The organism is Paraburkholderia sp. NPDC080076, assembly GCF_050281145.1.
Lineage (GTDB): Bacteria > Pseudomonadota > Gammaproteobacteria > Burkholderiales > Burkholderiaceae > Paraburkholderia.
The window spans coordinates 301,389-315,291 of sequence record NZ_JBNNWQ010000009.1 but is presented as its reverse complement, the minus strand read 5'-3'; the positions used below and the strand labels follow the sequence as shown (position 1 = coordinate 315,291).

The window sequence follows — 13,903 nt, the reverse complement described above, 5'->3', positions numbered from 1 at the left end:
CACGCCTCCTCAGAGTTTCGACCTGGCCGAGCGAGCGGCCGTTGACAAACCAGGCGGACCGTCGACCCAATTCGACATCTACATCGGCTTTCACGATACGACGGCCCCCTCATCGACTCGCAAAGGAAGACGAGAGGTAGCGCCCCTTCCGCACCGGCTAATTCTCCGCTCATTTTGCAAACGCACAATGCTTCACAGCACAGCCTGATTCGCATATCGAATCACGCATCACTGGAGCGGAGCAATCATGCAAAACGACGGGAATACAGCCTTTCGGCCCTATGTTGACGCCTTACTCGATCAACTGGAAAACCAATCTGATCGTGCGGTATTGCGCTATCTCGATCATGACGTCACAGGCGGAACCCTGCGAAGCGCAATATTTCGCTATGCGCGGGCGCTTGCGGCGCATGGCATCGGCCGGGGCTCGCTGGTCGCACTGCTCGCACCCAATTGCCCGGACGCGCTTGCGATTCGCTACGCCGCAAACCTCCTTGGTTCGGCTACGATGTTCGTGCCTGCGTCTACGAATGCCGAACGGCGCGCAACCTTGCTGGCCCGCGTTCAACCGACGCTTCTCGTAGCCTTCCCGGAAACCCTTCACCTAATTCCCGTTGCGGTCGAGGGCCACGTGGTTTTCGTCGGCGTCGGTCCCGCGTCGTCGCGCCTGGACAAGCTCGCGCAAGTGCACTCAGATCTGCCGTTACGCGGACGACTGAAGCCCGATGACCTCGCGGTCGTCGTCTCGTCGGGCGGCACGACAGGTGTGCCGAAATGCAGCCGCCGGTCCTTCGCGACATATTCGACGATGGTCGGTGCAGCGGACGACAAGGACCGGCGTCAGCTTATCAATGGCCCGCTCGCCTACCTGTCGCAAGTGCTCGTCGACAACACGCTGATCGGCGGCGGTATGGTCGTGCTGAAGCGTCGGTACGACCCCGCGGAGACGCTCGCGACAATCGAATCGGATCGCATCACCGACGTGCTTCTCGTCGAGCCTCAGCTGTTCGAAACAATGGACCACCCGGACGTCGGCCGGCGCGACCTGTCGTCGCTGCGCTCCATTGCGCACATCGGCGGATCAGCGCCTGCGGTACTGCGGCAACGCGCGATCGCGCGTCTGGGTCCTGTGCTCACGCACATGTACGGTGCCAGCGAAACCGGTCTCGTCAGCATTCTGCCGCCATCCGCATACGAGGCGAATCCGGATCTGCTGGCTTGCGCGGGCCGCATTCGACCCGGCGTCGAGGTACGTTTGCGTCGCGCCGATGGAACGCTGGCGCGCGCGGGACAGTGCGGAAACATTGAAGTCAGGTCGGACGCTGTGGCTGAAGGTTACTACCATCAGCCGGTCGAAGAAGCACAAAAGTTTCAGGAGGGTTGGTGCCTGACCGGCGACGCCGGCTTCATCGACGAGGCTGCCAATCTGCACATTCTCGGCCGCGCGACCGATGTGGCGGAAACCGATGGACTGGCGATCGGCCCCACCGATATCGACGATGCCCTGTGCCGCTTACCCGACGTTCGCTACGCCGTGGCGCTGGCCGCCAACCAGTCTGCCGACAAATACGGATGGAACGCGCTAATCGAACCGTGGGTTGCTGGGCAAGCAGACGTTGCGCGATGCATGCGCAGGCTCGAAATCGTGCTCGGCCCTTTGGTCGCCAAGCGGATTCGTATCGTCGTGGCGGATCGCGTGCCGCTTACTGAACAGGGAAAAGCCGATCGCACCGCAATCGAAATGATCCTGCAAGGCGACCTGCGGTCGAGCTACGCCCCGCTCCAATCGGTCGGCAATCTCGCCGCTGACCGGCGGCTGGGCGGACGCCAGAATGCCGCCGTCAATGAACCCGAACCGGCCGCATGCCGCACCCAAACATTTTGTTTTCCTCATTTAGCGAACACGTGAGGCGAACTGAATTGTCACGGCGATTCACCTGGAACATCTCAGGATTCATTTCGCCGATCCGTTCTTGCCGATATAGAGAGGAGTAGCAAATGCGTCACTATCAATGCAACAGTCCTGAGGCAGCCGGCCGCATCCTGGCGGCATGCCTGCTAACCGATGGACACCTCAGCCTCACGGAACTCGAGGCACTCGATCGTTGTGGCATGGAAAAGCGCCTGTTGTTGAATCGACACCGTCTGCTCTCGATCGTGCAAACGCTGTACGAAGACCTGACGCGCTCCGGATACCTGAGTTGGAGCGACGTATGTCACGTCGATCCCACGACGCTCGCCTGGCTCGCGGCTGATGTGCAGGACCGGCGACTCCGGCGCGACATCCTGGAGTTGTGCAGCGAGGCCGTCATGGCGGACCGCGGCCATTGCGATCGCGAAGCCGAATTCCTGAGACTGTTGCGCGACGCGTGGCAACTTCCGGCCCGTCCTGTCCGGCAAGATGCGCTAACGGGCACGTCCGTTTCGTAGCGTGCAAGAATTAGCAGGAAGATGATGGGGCCTTCCGCGTCACCCCTTCTGACGTGACCTTCTGGAAGCCCGGATCAGCCGCCCATTCGGATCCGCCAGGCCATGCGCCGGATAACGCATGGCCTTTTGCATCGCCAGCCATATAATCTGCGGCATGGCTGCGAGGACGACTCGAGGTAAGTGTCATAACCCGTGCGATCGACGGAGGCCGGTTCCCCATGGATCACTATGTCTTTTCTGCCGCTGTGCTTGCGCTCCTTTATTGGGGTGCAGTGCTTGGGCCACATGTCCGTGAAGTCTGCCAGATCGCCCTTGCTCGGAAGACTCGGTTATCGCGATGCGGCCAGTCCGCTCGACTATGTCCCTCGCGCAGGCGTTACGAGACTGCGGCGGCGTAGATGACGCTCTTCGGCACGCTTGCTCAGATCTGCCGGACGGCCCTATTCGGGCTCGGGCGAGAACTGGCGGCCTGGAAGCCTTCCGGGGCGCGCGCGACATTCGGGGCCGAAGCGATGCTCTCGGTCGCACTCTCTGTCGCGCTTGCCAACGCGTTGCATCTATCGGACGCGTGGTGGGCTGCAATCAGCGGCTTCGCAGTCATGCAAACGAGTTTTGCCGGCTCCGTGCAGCGTGCCGCACACCGGATCATGGGCACGGTGATAGGCGCGGCGCTGGGAACCCTGGCGGGGCCCTGGATTGGTGACCGCCCGTGGCTGTTCGTGCCCGCGTTAGGGGTGATCGGCGCTGTCACGGTGCATCGAGCCAACGGGTCCAAAGCGGCCTACGCCTGGATTCTGGGCGGCGTGACGGCCCTGATGGTGACGTACGAAGCGCACAAGTTCGCGACCGTCCGGGCGACCGCAATATTCGCGGCGCTGCGAGTCGCCGAGGTCGCGGTCGGAACACTTGCTTGTCTGCTGGTGGCGAGCGTGTTTCATTTCGGGCCGAAGTGGTACCGAAAGAACAGAACATCATTGGCGGCTTCAGTCGCTCGCGCTGCGGGCGATTCGGGCGTGCCTTCCGCTGCGATTTTGACGCCGCCATTGGAATCAGCGCGCTCGACCCGCATGCTGCTGTGCTTGCAGGCCGCGCTGTCCATCACAATCCTCGCCTCCCTGACTTACGTGCTGCATCTGCCGGGTTTCGCGCAGGCAATGGTCACGGCGATCGCCGTGCTGATCGTGCCGCCGGGGCTGGCAATAGACAGAACGCGGCAGCCGGTCATGGAAAAGATGGTGCAGCGCGTGGCCGGCTGTCTGCTGGCCGGTGCGATCGGTGTGGCGCTACTCCCTCTGATGCAGGGGCATGCAATGCTCTGCATGCTCGCGCTGTCCATCGGCGTGTGGGCAGGATGTCACGTGCAAACGGGACGGGAAGGCGCAAGCTATGTGGGCCGGCAGTTCACCATCGCGTTCATCATGGTGTTTGTCCAGGATCATCATTGGTCAGCCGATCCGTTACCCGCGCTTATGCGGCTTTCCGGCATTCTCACCGGGATTGTTGTGTTGGCAGCGGTGATGCTCGTGACCAGCCGGCTGTATATTCCGCCTGTGCCTCAGGATGCCAGCCGTTAAGACTCGTATGCACTTCGTATTGAGCTGCGAGGTTCTGTCCGAGGTTCTTTTCGACTGCGACAATTCTTTTAGCGGTAAATCAGCGAGTCAACGCCGTTTTTCAGATCCGTCAAACCTGGCCTTCGCTGCACGTATCGTTTCGTCAAACGTCGCTTACCAATGATGCAACCGAAGGGGTCGCCGCATTTGCTGAAAGGCGTCAGCCTGAATATGAAGGTTGCTAGTTCGAATGACTCACCGCGCACCGGTCAGGAATCCGTGAATCTGCGCCACTACGGCCGCGCCCTCACCCACAGCCGACGCGACACGCTTCGTCGATCCTGAACGAACGTCGCCGATCGCGAAGACACCCTCGACGCTCGTCTGCAACGGCATGGAATGGACGCCCGCTTCCTCGAGATCGGTCCCCGTCAAGACGAACCCCTTGCTGTCGAGCGACACGCTGCATGTCTTGAGCCATTCTGTATTTGGTTCCGCGCCGATGAATACGAACAGATGATGTGCCGTCATACTTCCTTCAATGCCGCCGGCACCGCGGTAGTGCACGCGCTCGAGGCGTGCTGCCCCTTCGAGCGCGGTCAGTTCGATACGCGTATGAAGCGTCACGTTCGCCAGAGATGCGACACGTTCGGCCAGATAGTGCGACATGCTGTGTTCGAGACTCGCGCTGCGGATAAACATATGCACATGCTCGGCATGTGAGGCCAGAAACACCGCCGCTTGCCCCGCCGAATTACCGCCACCGACCAGCAACACCGGCTCCTTGCGGCACAGCCTTGCCTCGATTGGCGTAGCCCAGTAATAAACGCCACAGCGTTCGAAGCGCGGGAGATCCTCGACATCAGGTCGCCGATACTCCGCACCACTGGCGATGACCACAGTGCGTGTGGCAATGCGGCGGCCATCGGCAAGCTCTATGACAAGCGGTTGCTTATGGCAATACAACGCCTTGACCTCGCACGGAATGCCGATATGTGCACCGAACTTCTGCGCCTGGACAAACGCGCGGCCTGCGAGAGCCTGACCCGTGATACCGGTGGGAAAGCCCAGATAGTTCTCGATGCGTGCACTCGTACCGGCCTGGCCGCCGGGTGCGCGACAGTCGAGCGCCGCGACCGACAGTCCCTCGGATGCCGCGTATACGGCCGCCGCTAGTCCAGCCGGGCCTGCGCCGACAATCGCCACATCGTAGACGTGCGTCGGATCGAACTCGGGGATCAGTCCGAGGCAAGATGCGAGCTGCCCCTCGTCGGGATTTCGCAGCACAGTACCGTCCGGACAAACCACAAGTGGAAAGTCATCGGGCTGCGGCGTCAGGCGTTCGAGCAGCGCAATGGCTTCGGCATCCTGCTCGGCATCGAGCGTCATATTCGGAAAAGCATTGCGGCGCAGGAAATTCTGCAGCGCGCGCAGTTGTGGATGATTGGATGAGCCGACAAGAATCACCCCTTGTCCGCGCTCGATCACGAGGACACGCCGCAGAATCAGTGCGCGCATGATCTTTTCGCCAAGATCGGCTTCACTGATCATCATGGTGCTGAGTTCGTCGGGCCGCAACAACACCGCTTCGACATCTTCGACGACATGTGCGTCGACAACCGCGGGTTTGCTCGAGAGCTGGGTGACATCCGAGGTGAACTCGCCGCGCTGCGTATAGGTGTGAATGATCCGTTCGTGGCCGAGGCCATCGCGGCCGACTATCCGAACTTTGCCCGACAGCAGGACGAACATTCCGGGGCAGAGGCTCCCCGCACGGTAGAGCAATTCGCCTTTGACGTAGCGGGACAAGCTGCCGAAGCGGCGCACCTTGTCGACTTCCCCATCGGTGAGCACCGGAAACATCTGTTGGTAACGCGGGTGATCGCGCACGGCCGGGTCATCGGCGAATGCGTCGTCGATACGGCTTCCGTCCGCGGAAGGCTGAGGGGAAGGCGTACCGCCTTCCGGCCCTGACTCGTTGCTCATCGCGGCTTCTCCTCCAATGCTGATGGGCGCCGCCATCGGTTGCCCGACAGTCACCGGTGCGCAGGGCAATGACGCGGCGCTATGACCGCCTACGCGATTGCAATGAAAAGAGTAATCGAGTTATTGCCGCCGGCCAAGAGTTCTTGTATTCGTTATTTGAGTCCGCGTCGGACTCTATGGATGGGCATCAGCGCAAACCAGGACGGGTGGCCGTCATGGCCGCGTCCTGGTACCAGAAGAAACACCATCACCGCTCAGCGGCTATACATTGCATTCCAGTCCGCAGCCGACACACCACCACTCGACTGGGATGTGCTGCTCGATGCGCCACCGTAGTTGCTAGTCGATGCATCGCGCGCCGCCACCTTCGCTTCGGCGGCCTGGATTGCATCAGGATAGTGCGTCGGATCACCGTCGCCGACGTGATAACCCACACTCTCCAGTTGCACGAGTTCTGCGCGGACCTGCGCACGTGTCGTGTGCTCCGTCGATTGAGCGAAGGACGCAGCGGGAATCACAAGAGCGCCGGCAATAAGGACTCCACGGATAAATGATTTCATGACAAACACCTCGATAAATGTTGGACCTGCCTGCGACAGACTCAGTTGTTTGAAGCGGTGAATGAAGTCTATGCTTCAACGTTGTCGGGGTTAACCCCAGATCAATCAAGACATCGTTTACCGGGTGCGCGTGAATGCACGCATCGACTGGCTCGCCATGCACGACTGAGCGTCCCGACTACATCCATTGCGATCTGATCGCGCCGCCCCGCGCGCCATCGATCGACATTGCTTTTCTGCGGTAGCATCATCACCACAACCCGGAGGCTCGAAATGACTGCGAAACCGCTGACGCTTGGCATCGATCACATCGGCTTGACCGTTCGTGATCTGAATCTCACTCGCGACTTTTTCATCAATTGTTTGGGATGGACGCAAATTGGCGAGAAGCCGGACTATCCGGCTGCATTCGTGTCTGACGGGCACGTGATGCTGACGCTGTGGGAAGTGCAGAATCAGGCGGGCCGCGTGGAATTCGACCGCAAAACGAACGTAGGCCTGCACCACCTGGCCCTGCGCGTCGGCAGTGAAGCAGCGCTCGACGACGTGTTCTCGAAGGTGTCCAAATGGCCTGGTGTCGAAGTTCAATTTGCACCCGAATCCTTGGGTGCCGGCCCAAAGCGGCACACGATGATTTTCGAACCGGGCGGAATCCGGCTCGAGTTCGACTTCGATCCACGAGTTGCGGCCGCCTGAGCGCGTACTGTTACCAGGATCTCGCCCGATGAACTTCTTGCCGACCCGGCATGCATCGCGGACTTTTGGTGAGACTCGACGGCTCAGTGCGGCAAGCGGTCCGCGACTTTCGCGACACCCGCCGCAGCGCACACTTCGTCCTTGTCGCCGCCGGGTGCGCCGCCGATACCGAGCGCGCCCACTATTTCTCCGTTCACCTTGAACGCTACCGCACCCGGCAACGCCATGACGTTGTGCACGGTCGCGAGTTGCGGTGCGTACGGACTCGTCTTCATCAATTCGAAAAAGCCACTCGATCGGTCAAAGCCGAATTCCGGCCCTAGCGTCACGACGGTGAACGCTTTACGCATGCTCGATTCAGCGGTGTGTACCGTGCTCCTGTCTCCGCGCAGTACCACTTGCGGCACGCCATCCATATCGAGCACCGTGGCGGTCACCCAGTAATGCTTCGTTTCACACACGCGTATCGCTTCTTTCGCCGCGTCGAGAGCGACGTCGAACGGCAAGCTGTAGTGGTAGCCGGACGGCGGCGGTTCTTGCGCCTGAATTGCCGGCGACATGAGCGACGCAACACATAGTGACGCGATCAGACTAAAACGTTTCATGATTACACCGTGCGGCGCCGCCATGGCGCCGTTTGAACAGATCGATAAAGGGCAGTAGTGCGCACATAGAGCCTTGGTACAGGTTGGCTGATAAATCAGGCATGCGGTCCAAGCGAACTATAGGAGTCACGGTGGCTGTTTGGCACGACCCCTCGCCGAACAACAGTTTTGCCTCGATGGAATAAATGCTTCCGGGAAGACGTATCGGCTGTTTTCCGTACGCCACGGTCTCTCACGCCGCGGTGCGGACGAGGTCGTGATTGGCGCATTCATCGCCCAGATGGAAAAGGTCTTATGAACACGGTTGATGACTCCGTGTATCAAGTGTTGTTTGCATGGCTGCGTTTTTCCCCGACGAGAAAGTGCGTACTCTCCCATCACGCTCTGAGGAACCGCCATGGATATGTCCGTCACCCCTGCCCGCACCGACGCAACCGCGACCACGATTCGACTTGAGTCGCATCCGGGATATAGCCGCGTATTCCAGCCGCGCGAACTCACTGTCGGGCTGATTCTGCCGTTGGAAACGCACCCCGGCATGCCGCATCCTACGATGCGCGACCACATTTCGATGGCGCAACGCGCGGAGAGCCTGGGCGTCGCGGCGTTATGGGCACGCGACATCCCGTTCTTCGATCCCGCTTATGGCGACACCGGGCAGATTTTCGAGCCGCTGATCTATATCGCGCACCTCGCTGCCGCAACGCGCAATATCACGCTCGGCACGACCGGCATCGTGCTGCCGATGCGCGAGCCGCTGCTGTTGGCGAAACAGGTCAACTCGCTCGATGAACTGACGGGCGGACGCGTTGTGATCGGCATGTCGAGTGGTGACCGGCCATCGGAGTATCCCGCGTTCGGCATCGACTTCGAGACGCGCGGCGAACGGTTCAGAGACGCCTACGGTGTTTATCGGAATGTCAGCGAAAGCGCGTTCCCGCAATTCGCGTCGGCGCGCTTCGGACGATCGCTGGGTGCGCTGGATATGCTTCCCAAGCCGCCGTATGGCCGCACGCCCGCCATTGCCGTCGGCCGCTCGCAGCAAACGTTGCAGTGGATCGCCGAGAACATGGATGGTTACCTCGGGTTCGTGCCGGATCCATCCGAGTTGCGCAGCTTCGCAGAAGAATGGCGCAGCCTCACACAGTCCACCGCCAATACGACCGCATTCAAACCACTCGCCTTTGGTGGTTTCCTTTATTTGCATCCGAAGCCCGATCATCCGTTTACACGAATTCGCGGCGGGTTCGCCATAGGCAGCCGTGCGTTGAGAGAGTTCCTCGAACAGGCGCGCGACGCGGGCGTCAATCATGTTGCGCTCAACCCGCGGGTTACGCCGCGTCCGTATGTCGAGATACTCGATGAACTCGGCTCGATCGTACTCTCCGCTTTCCCTCCTCAATGACGGCCCCGTACGGCGCCGTTCTTCAGGATAGCTTGACGGGCGTGGTTCCGAATGCAGCCTCGTCGGCGCTTAACGCTTGTGCGATCGACTCCCGCAAGAAATCAATCCATGTTCTGATCTTCGCGTCGAGGTACTGGCGCGATGCATAGACCGCGTAAATATTCAGCAGCTGAAGATGATAGTCGGGCAGCACTCTAATCAACGAGCCGGACTTGAACGCCGATCTTATCGTCAACGTCGGCAGCGCACCGATACCCATGCCTTCGTGCAAGGCGGCCGCCATCGCATCGGGTACGTTGACCTTGAAGCGGGCGTTCTGCAACCGGAATTCACGCTCCCCAGGCCTGCGTCTTTTATCTCGATCGTAGCGGCACCGAGTCGAAATGTAGCCCGGCCGGTCCATCCGTCAGCAAAACCTGGACGCGCTCCGGGCTGTCGTCGCCATGCTCCTGCCGATCCTCGCGAGCGACGAGGTGGCCACGGGCGGCCGGACGTTACTCCGGCTGCTATGTCCGCGTCACTGTGTCGGGCGATCTTCCGACCATACGCTGGCGAGTGATGCGAACCTTCACACCTGCGGTGCAGGCACCCGTGGGTTGATCATTGTGCGCCAATAGGTGCCCGCATGGTGCGGACGCGGACTGCAGCGCGCTGATCGCGTTGTCGCGTTGATCGCGTCGATCACGTAACGCTCGCATTCATCGTGATCGCGTATCTGATAGACGCCGAAGCCAAGGATAGGCATGTCGACGCCATTGCTCAGAGTCACTTGCTGCATATCGGGTCCTCGTCACCTGTTCGATCGATTTGCGTTAGCGATCAATACGTTGCTGCATATGCGCCGGATAGCGCTCGCCGGCAATTTGAACATGCTGTAACGCTGATTCGATCGCCGCGAGATTGTCCGCCGACAACTCCACAGCTGCGGCCCCCACGTTCTCTTTCAACCGATGCAGCTTCGTGGTGCCCGGAATCGGCACGATCCCTGGCTTTTGTGCAAGCAGCCAGGCAAGTGCAATTTGCGCGCGCGTCACGCCGTTTCCGGCCGCTATCTCGCCGAGCAAGTCGACGAGCGCCGCATTCGCCTTGCGATTCGCTTCGGAAAACCGCGGCACGACGTTACGAAAATCGTTCGAGGCGAACTCGGTACCCGGGTTGATCGCGCCGGTCAGGAACCCCTTGCCGAGCGGGCTAAAAGGAACGAAGCCGATACCGAGCTCATCGAGCGTTGGGAGCACGGACTGCTCCGGCTCGCGCCACCACAACGAGTACTCGCTTTGCAGCGCGGCGACCGGTTGCACGGCATGAGCACGGCGGATCGTCTGAGCGCCCGCCTCCGACAAACCAAAGTGCTTGACCTTGCCTTCCCGAATGAGGTCCTTCACGGTTCCCGCGACATCTTCGATCGGAACGTTCGGATCGACGCGATGCTGGTAGAAGAGATCGATACGATCGGTCTTGAGCCGCTTCAACGAGGCCTCCGCGACCGCGCGGATGCGTTCGGGACGGCAGTCGGACGGATTCTTCGAATCGCCGTCCTGGAACCCGAACTTCGTCGCGATCACGATCTGGTCACGAAACGGCGCAACCGCTTCGCCCACCAGTTCCTCATTGACGAACGGGCCGTAGCACTCTGCCGTATCGAAAAACGTCACGCCCGCCTCAAACGCCGAACGGATGAGTGCGATGCCGTCGGCTCTCCCGACGGCCGGCCCGTAACCAAAGCTGAGCCCCATGCAACCTAGACCGAGCGCCGACACCTCGAGTCCACCGTTACCAAGCTTGCGCTTTTGCATTGCTCTATCTCCTTCGGATCGCCAAATGGCATGTGAAAGATGAAGCTTAGTCTGCTGTGATGGACTCAACAATCGGCCTACAATTGCATGGGCTTATGAACATCTCTCAACTATGCAGAAAGCTGGTCTTTCGGATCTGACGATCTTCGTGGAGATCGCGCATCAGCGCAGCTTCAGTGCGGCCGCGCGTAACCTGGGCGTGTCGCCGTCGGCGCTCAGCCATGCCATGCGTGCGTTCGAAGCGCGTCTGGGCGTGCGAATGTTCAACCGGACGACGCGTTCGGTCGCGCTCACCGAGGCAGGAGAGCGGTTGCTGCGGCGCGTAGGTCCCGCCCTCGCCGATCTGCAAAGCGCTGTGAGCGAAGCGGCTTCCACGCGCGACCGTCCGTCGGGCGTGATTCGCATCAGCGCGTCTGAATCCGCGGCAAAACCGCTCGTGCGCGGCGTCTTGCCGGGCTTCCTGACGCGATATCCGGACATACATATCGAAATCGTCGTTGATACGCGGTTGGTCGATATCGTTGCCGATGGATTCGACGCGGGCATTCGCGTGCTGCAAGACGTTCCACGCGACATGATCGCCGTGCGCTTCGGAGACGATATGCGGTTCGCGGCCGTGGCATCGCCGGACTATTTACGGCAACATCCCGCGCCTCAGGCGCCCCATGATCTTGCGCAACATCGATGCATCCGCTTTCGTTTCGAGAGCGGCGCCCTGTATCGATGGGATCTCGAACGTCGCGGAAAGAGCGCGAGCATCGATGTCGATGGTCCGATGACGCTCGGCAACCTCAACCTCATGATCGAGGCAGCGCTCAACGGGATAGGTATTGCGTGGATTCCGGATTACATTGCAGCCGAGCACGTACAGTCGGGGCGCCTCGTCCAGTTGCTCACTGAGTGGAGCCCATCATTTCCTGGGCTCTGCCTTTACTACCCGGCGAATCGCCACCCACCAACAGCACTTCGATTATTTGCGAATGCAGTTCGGGAGTGGGCCGAAGGCGATATGAAAGACACACCGTCCGCGCTTTGACCGCAAAGACTGTTGACGGACGCCACCTCACGGTCATCGCGGCACTGGCAGGCCAAGCCTCCATATCAGATTGCTCCGCGCGCTCGTTTCGCAGCGGGCATGAAAAAAATCGGTGTAGTAAATGCGCGGACGTGCCAGCAGCTTGCCCAGAATCGTCCGTTCGTGCATGTCGTAGGCGCGGTCGTCGAGGTCGGGACGTTCCGCTCTCAGGCGCACCCCGTCCTCGCGAAAACGATTGCGTCGAGCACCCAGCACCGCGAGGTCGATATCGCAGGCAAAGCGGTCGTCCAATCCGGCCGGCACACGCGTATGCTTCGTCGCCAGGATCATTTCGCAGATACGCCCGCCCGCAGCGATACGGTCATCTGCCCATTGCCGGAACCAGTCCGCGCTGCATTGCTCGTTGTCCCGCGCGCCGGGAACGTAGATCACGTCGTGACACCACAGCGCAAGCTCCACAACATCGGGATGAGGAATCGCGCTACGCGCCAGGTCGAGATCGCGCAAGCAGCGGCGGATATGGCGCAGCGTGTGGTAATAGCGCGCCGGTTCGGCATATAGCTGCGCCAGCTCAGCATAGGCGGCCTCGGCGCGCAAGCCGCCGCTGCGTGACCACAATGCGATGAAGCGCGCCTGCGTCTGACTCATTCCCGCCCCTTTGCACCATGCGCCGACGCGTGAGCGTCCGGTGCCGTGCCTATCGCGACCTCGTTGCTGTGCGGCGATCGACTCGCAATGCTCACAGAAACTCCTCGCGAATGTCGATACTCGAGCGTTGCCCAACGTTCCGGTAGTGATGCGTGAGCCACGCATCGGCCTCGCGCCGCCCGTTATCGCGCAGTCCACAAAGGAAATCCCAATCGGCGTTGTACTTGCTGGACACGCTGAGCGCACACATTGCCTCGTCGGATCGAATGGAATGGATCAGCATCTCCTTCATCTCGTTACCATCCACTTTGCCATGCTGAATCAGATCTGTGACGAAGGCGATCGCGCGCATCTCACGCATCAGCGACGAATTGAAGCTGATTTCGCTGATGCGGTTGAGAATGTCGGCAGCCGTAATCGGCACGCCCCGGCGAACGAGCGGGTTGATGTGGACGATCACGACATCGCGCGTATTGCAGTGGTAAATCAACGGGTAGATAGCTGGATTTCCCATGTAGCCGCCGTCCCAGTAGTGTTCACCGTCGATGGCGATCGCCTGGAACAGCGTCGGCACGCACGCGGATGCAAGCACCGCGTCCGCGCAGATATCCTCGCCCGTGAAGAGGCGTATTTTCCCCGTCTCGACGTTGGTCGCGCACAGATACAGATGGATGGGACATTGGTTTCGCAACGCGGTAAAGTCGACCTGACTGTCGAGCACCTCGCGCAGCGGATTGAGATTGTTCGGATTGAACTGGTAGGGCGAGAAAATCCGCAGCGCCATGTCGGCGAACGCATATAACGGCGAATGATCGAACCCGAAGCTGTGCGTCCCTTTCAGCCACGGCATCCAGCGCAACGGGTTGTAACGCTCGGCGGATTGCGCCACGGCGTACCAGAAGTCGTGCAGCGCCTGCCGTGCGCCGTCCTCGCCCCCTTTCAGCAGCCCGTACGCGAGCACCGCGGCATTCATCGAGCCGGCGCTGGTCGCACTCACCCCTTCAATCGCGAGCCTGCCGTCCTCGAGCAGCCGGTCGAGCACGCCCCACGTGAACGCACCGTGCATCCCGCCACCTTGCAAAGCCAGCGCGACCGGCTTGTGCTCGTCATCGCCGCGACGTCTTGTATTCTTCGTCGTCATTTCCCGTCTCCTGGGTCACTGCGGATTCGGTAGCACTCGCCCGGCGC

At 60.7% G+C, this 13,903-nt stretch carries 14 protein-coding genes; 6 read left to right on the top strand and 8 right to left on the bottom strand.

Going from position 1 to position 13,903, the window contains the following annotated elements:
- Positions 1 to 247: 247 nt before the first annotated feature.
- From ACQKRQ_RS31270 to ACQKRQ_RS31260, 3 genes are all read left to right on the top strand, one after another.
- The gene (locus ACQKRQ_RS31270; RefSeq protein WP_427481354.1) at positions 248 to 1,909 is read left to right on the top strand and encodes a class I adenylate-forming enzyme family protein; all 1,662 of its coding nucleotides are present in this window, start codon (positions 248 to 250) and stop codon (positions 1,907 to 1,909) included.
- 89 nt (positions 1,910 to 1,998) lie between these two features.
- Positions 1,999 to 2,430 carry a TerB family tellurite resistance protein gene (locus tag ACQKRQ_RS31265; protein ID WP_408317366.1) on the top strand — a complete coding sequence of 144 codons (432 nt, stop codon included), beginning with the start codon at positions 1,999 to 2,001 and terminating at the stop codon, positions 2,428 to 2,430.
- Positions 2,431 to 2,828: 398 nt separating this feature from the next.
- Positions 2,829 to 4,004, top strand: a complete 1,176-nt coding sequence (locus ACQKRQ_RS31260; RefSeq protein ID WP_427481353.1) for an FUSC family protein — start codon at positions 2,829 to 2,831, stop codon at positions 4,002 to 4,004.
- A 234-nt stretch (positions 4,005 to 4,238) separates the two neighbouring features.
- On the opposite strand, the gene ACQKRQ_RS31255 is transcribed toward ACQKRQ_RS31260, so the two are convergent.
- Positions 4,239 to 5,969, bottom strand: coding sequence for an FAD-dependent oxidoreductase (locus ACQKRQ_RS31255; RefSeq protein ID WP_427481352.1), 1,731 nt, complete (start codon positions 5,967 to 5,969; stop codon positions 4,239 to 4,241).
- Between the two features lie 254 nt (positions 5,970 to 6,223).
- Complete coding sequence (locus ACQKRQ_RS31250; RefSeq protein ID WP_408177153.1) at positions 6,224 to 6,529, bottom strand: DUF4148 domain-containing protein; 306 nt, start codon at positions 6,527 to 6,529, stop codon at positions 6,224 to 6,226.
- Between the two features lie 273 nt (positions 6,530 to 6,802).
- Between ACQKRQ_RS31250 and ACQKRQ_RS31245 the strand changes: the two genes are divergently transcribed.
- Positions 6,803 to 7,225: a VOC family protein gene (locus ACQKRQ_RS31245; RefSeq protein WP_132383285.1), complete on the top strand. Its 423-nt coding sequence runs from the start codon at positions 6,803 to 6,805 to the stop codon at positions 7,223 to 7,225.
- An 83-nt stretch (positions 7,226 to 7,308) separates the two neighbouring features.
- Here ACQKRQ_RS31245 and ACQKRQ_RS31240 read toward each other — a convergent pair whose 3' ends face one another.
- The gene (locus tag ACQKRQ_RS31240; RefSeq protein ID WP_427481351.1) at positions 7,309 to 7,830 is read right to left on the bottom strand and encodes a GlcG/HbpS family heme-binding protein; all 522 of its coding nucleotides are present in this window, start codon (positions 7,828 to 7,830) and stop codon (positions 7,309 to 7,311) included.
- A gap of 397 nt (positions 7,831 to 8,227) precedes the next feature.
- Between ACQKRQ_RS31240 and ACQKRQ_RS31235 the strand changes: the two genes are divergently transcribed.
- Positions 8,228 to 9,235, top strand: coding sequence for a TIGR03571 family LLM class oxidoreductase (locus ACQKRQ_RS31235; RefSeq protein ID WP_427481350.1), 1,008 nt, complete (start codon positions 8,228 to 8,230; stop codon positions 9,233 to 9,235).
- Between the two features lie 22 nt (positions 9,236 to 9,257).
- On the opposite strand, the gene ACQKRQ_RS31230 is transcribed toward ACQKRQ_RS31235, so the two are convergent.
- From ACQKRQ_RS31230 to ACQKRQ_RS31220, 3 genes are all read right to left on the bottom strand, one after another.
- A complete protein-coding gene (locus ACQKRQ_RS31230; RefSeq protein WP_132382573.1) occupies positions 9,258 to 9,638 on the bottom strand; it encodes a LysR substrate-binding domain-containing protein in 381 nt (126 codons plus the stop codon).
- A 165-nt stretch (positions 9,639 to 9,803) separates the two neighbouring features.
- Positions 9,804 to 10,013: a hypothetical protein gene (locus ACQKRQ_RS31225; protein ID WP_427481349.1), complete on the bottom strand. Its 210-nt coding sequence runs from the start codon at positions 10,011 to 10,013 to the stop codon at positions 9,804 to 9,806.
- 34 nt (positions 10,014 to 10,047) lie between these two features.
- Complete coding sequence (locus ACQKRQ_RS31220; protein WP_427481348.1) at positions 10,048 to 11,031, bottom strand: aldo/keto reductase; 984 nt, start codon at positions 11,029 to 11,031, stop codon at positions 10,048 to 10,050.
- Between the two features lie 112 nt (positions 11,032 to 11,143).
- On the opposite strand from ACQKRQ_RS31220, the gene ACQKRQ_RS31215 reads away from it, so the two are divergent.
- Positions 11,144 to 12,067, top strand: a complete 924-nt coding sequence (locus ACQKRQ_RS31215) for a LysR family transcriptional regulator (protein ID WP_132382569.1) — start codon at positions 11,144 to 11,146, stop codon at positions 12,065 to 12,067.
- 33 nt (positions 12,068 to 12,100) lie between these two features.
- On the opposite strand, the gene ACQKRQ_RS31210 is transcribed toward ACQKRQ_RS31215, so the two are convergent.
- Together ACQKRQ_RS31210 and ACQKRQ_RS31205 are read right to left on the bottom strand one after the other, a co-directional pair.
- Positions 12,101 to 12,715 (bottom strand): HD domain-containing protein, encoded by a 615-nt coding sequence (locus tag ACQKRQ_RS31210; protein WP_408432033.1) that lies wholly within the window; start codon positions 12,713 to 12,715, stop codon positions 12,101 to 12,103.
- Positions 12,716 to 12,806: 91 nt separating this feature from the next.
- Positions 12,807 to 13,856: a patatin-like phospholipase family protein gene (locus ACQKRQ_RS31205; protein WP_427481347.1), complete on the bottom strand. Its 1,050-nt coding sequence runs from the start codon at positions 13,854 to 13,856 to the stop codon at positions 12,807 to 12,809.
- Positions 13,857 to 13,903 lie beyond the last annotated feature (47 nt).

Excerpts from the sequence above, each read along its gene's own strand:
- ACQKRQ_RS31230 (WP_132382573.1), bottom strand. The coding sequence starts at position 9,638 with ATGGACCGGCCGGGCTACATTTCGACTCGGTGCCGCTACGATCGAGAT.
- ACQKRQ_RS31240 (WP_427481351.1), bottom strand. The coding sequence starts at position 7,830 with ATGAAACGTTTTAGTCTGATCGCGTCACTATGTGTTGCGTCGCTCATG.
- ACQKRQ_RS31215 (WP_132382569.1), top strand. The coding sequence starts at position 11,144 with ATGCAGAAAGCTGGTCTTTCGGATCTGACGATCTTCGTGGAGATCGCG.
- ACQKRQ_RS31255 (WP_427481352.1), bottom strand. The coding sequence starts at position 5,969 with ATGAGCAACGAGTCAGGGCCGGAAGGCGGTACGCCTTCCCCTCAGCCT.
- ACQKRQ_RS31265 (WP_408317366.1), top strand. The coding sequence starts at position 1,999 with ATGCGTCACTATCAATGCAACAGTCCTGAGGCAGCCGGCCGCATCCTG.
- ACQKRQ_RS31205 (WP_427481347.1), bottom strand. The coding sequence starts at position 13,856 with ATGACGACGAAGAATACAAGACGTCGCGGCGATGACGAGCACAAGCCG.
- ACQKRQ_RS31245 (WP_132383285.1), top strand. The coding sequence starts at position 6,803 with ATGACTGCGAAACCGCTGACGCTTGGCATCGATCACATCGGCTTGACC.
- ACQKRQ_RS31270 (WP_427481354.1), top strand. The coding sequence starts at position 248 with ATGCAAAACGACGGGAATACAGCCTTTCGGCCCTATGTTGACGCCTTA.
- ACQKRQ_RS31235 (WP_427481350.1), top strand. The coding sequence starts at position 8,228 with ATGGATATGTCCGTCACCCCTGCCCGCACCGACGCAACCGCGACCACG.
- ACQKRQ_RS31250 (WP_408177153.1), bottom strand. The coding sequence starts at position 6,529 with ATGAAATCATTTATCCGTGGAGTCCTTATTGCCGGCGCTCTTGTGATT.
- ACQKRQ_RS31225 (WP_427481349.1), bottom strand. The coding sequence starts at position 10,013 with ATGCAGCAAGTGACTCTGAGCAATGGCGTCGACATGCCTATCCTTGGC.
- ACQKRQ_RS31210 (WP_408432033.1), bottom strand. The coding sequence starts at position 12,715 with ATGAGTCAGACGCAGGCGCGCTTCATCGCATTGTGGTCACGCAGCGGC.
- ACQKRQ_RS31260 (WP_427481353.1), top strand. The coding sequence starts at position 2,829 with ATGACGCTCTTCGGCACGCTTGCTCAGATCTGCCGGACGGCCCTATTC.
- ACQKRQ_RS31220 (WP_427481348.1), bottom strand. The coding sequence starts at position 11,031 with ATGCAAAAGCGCAAGCTTGGTAACGGTGGACTCGAGGTGTCGGCGCTC.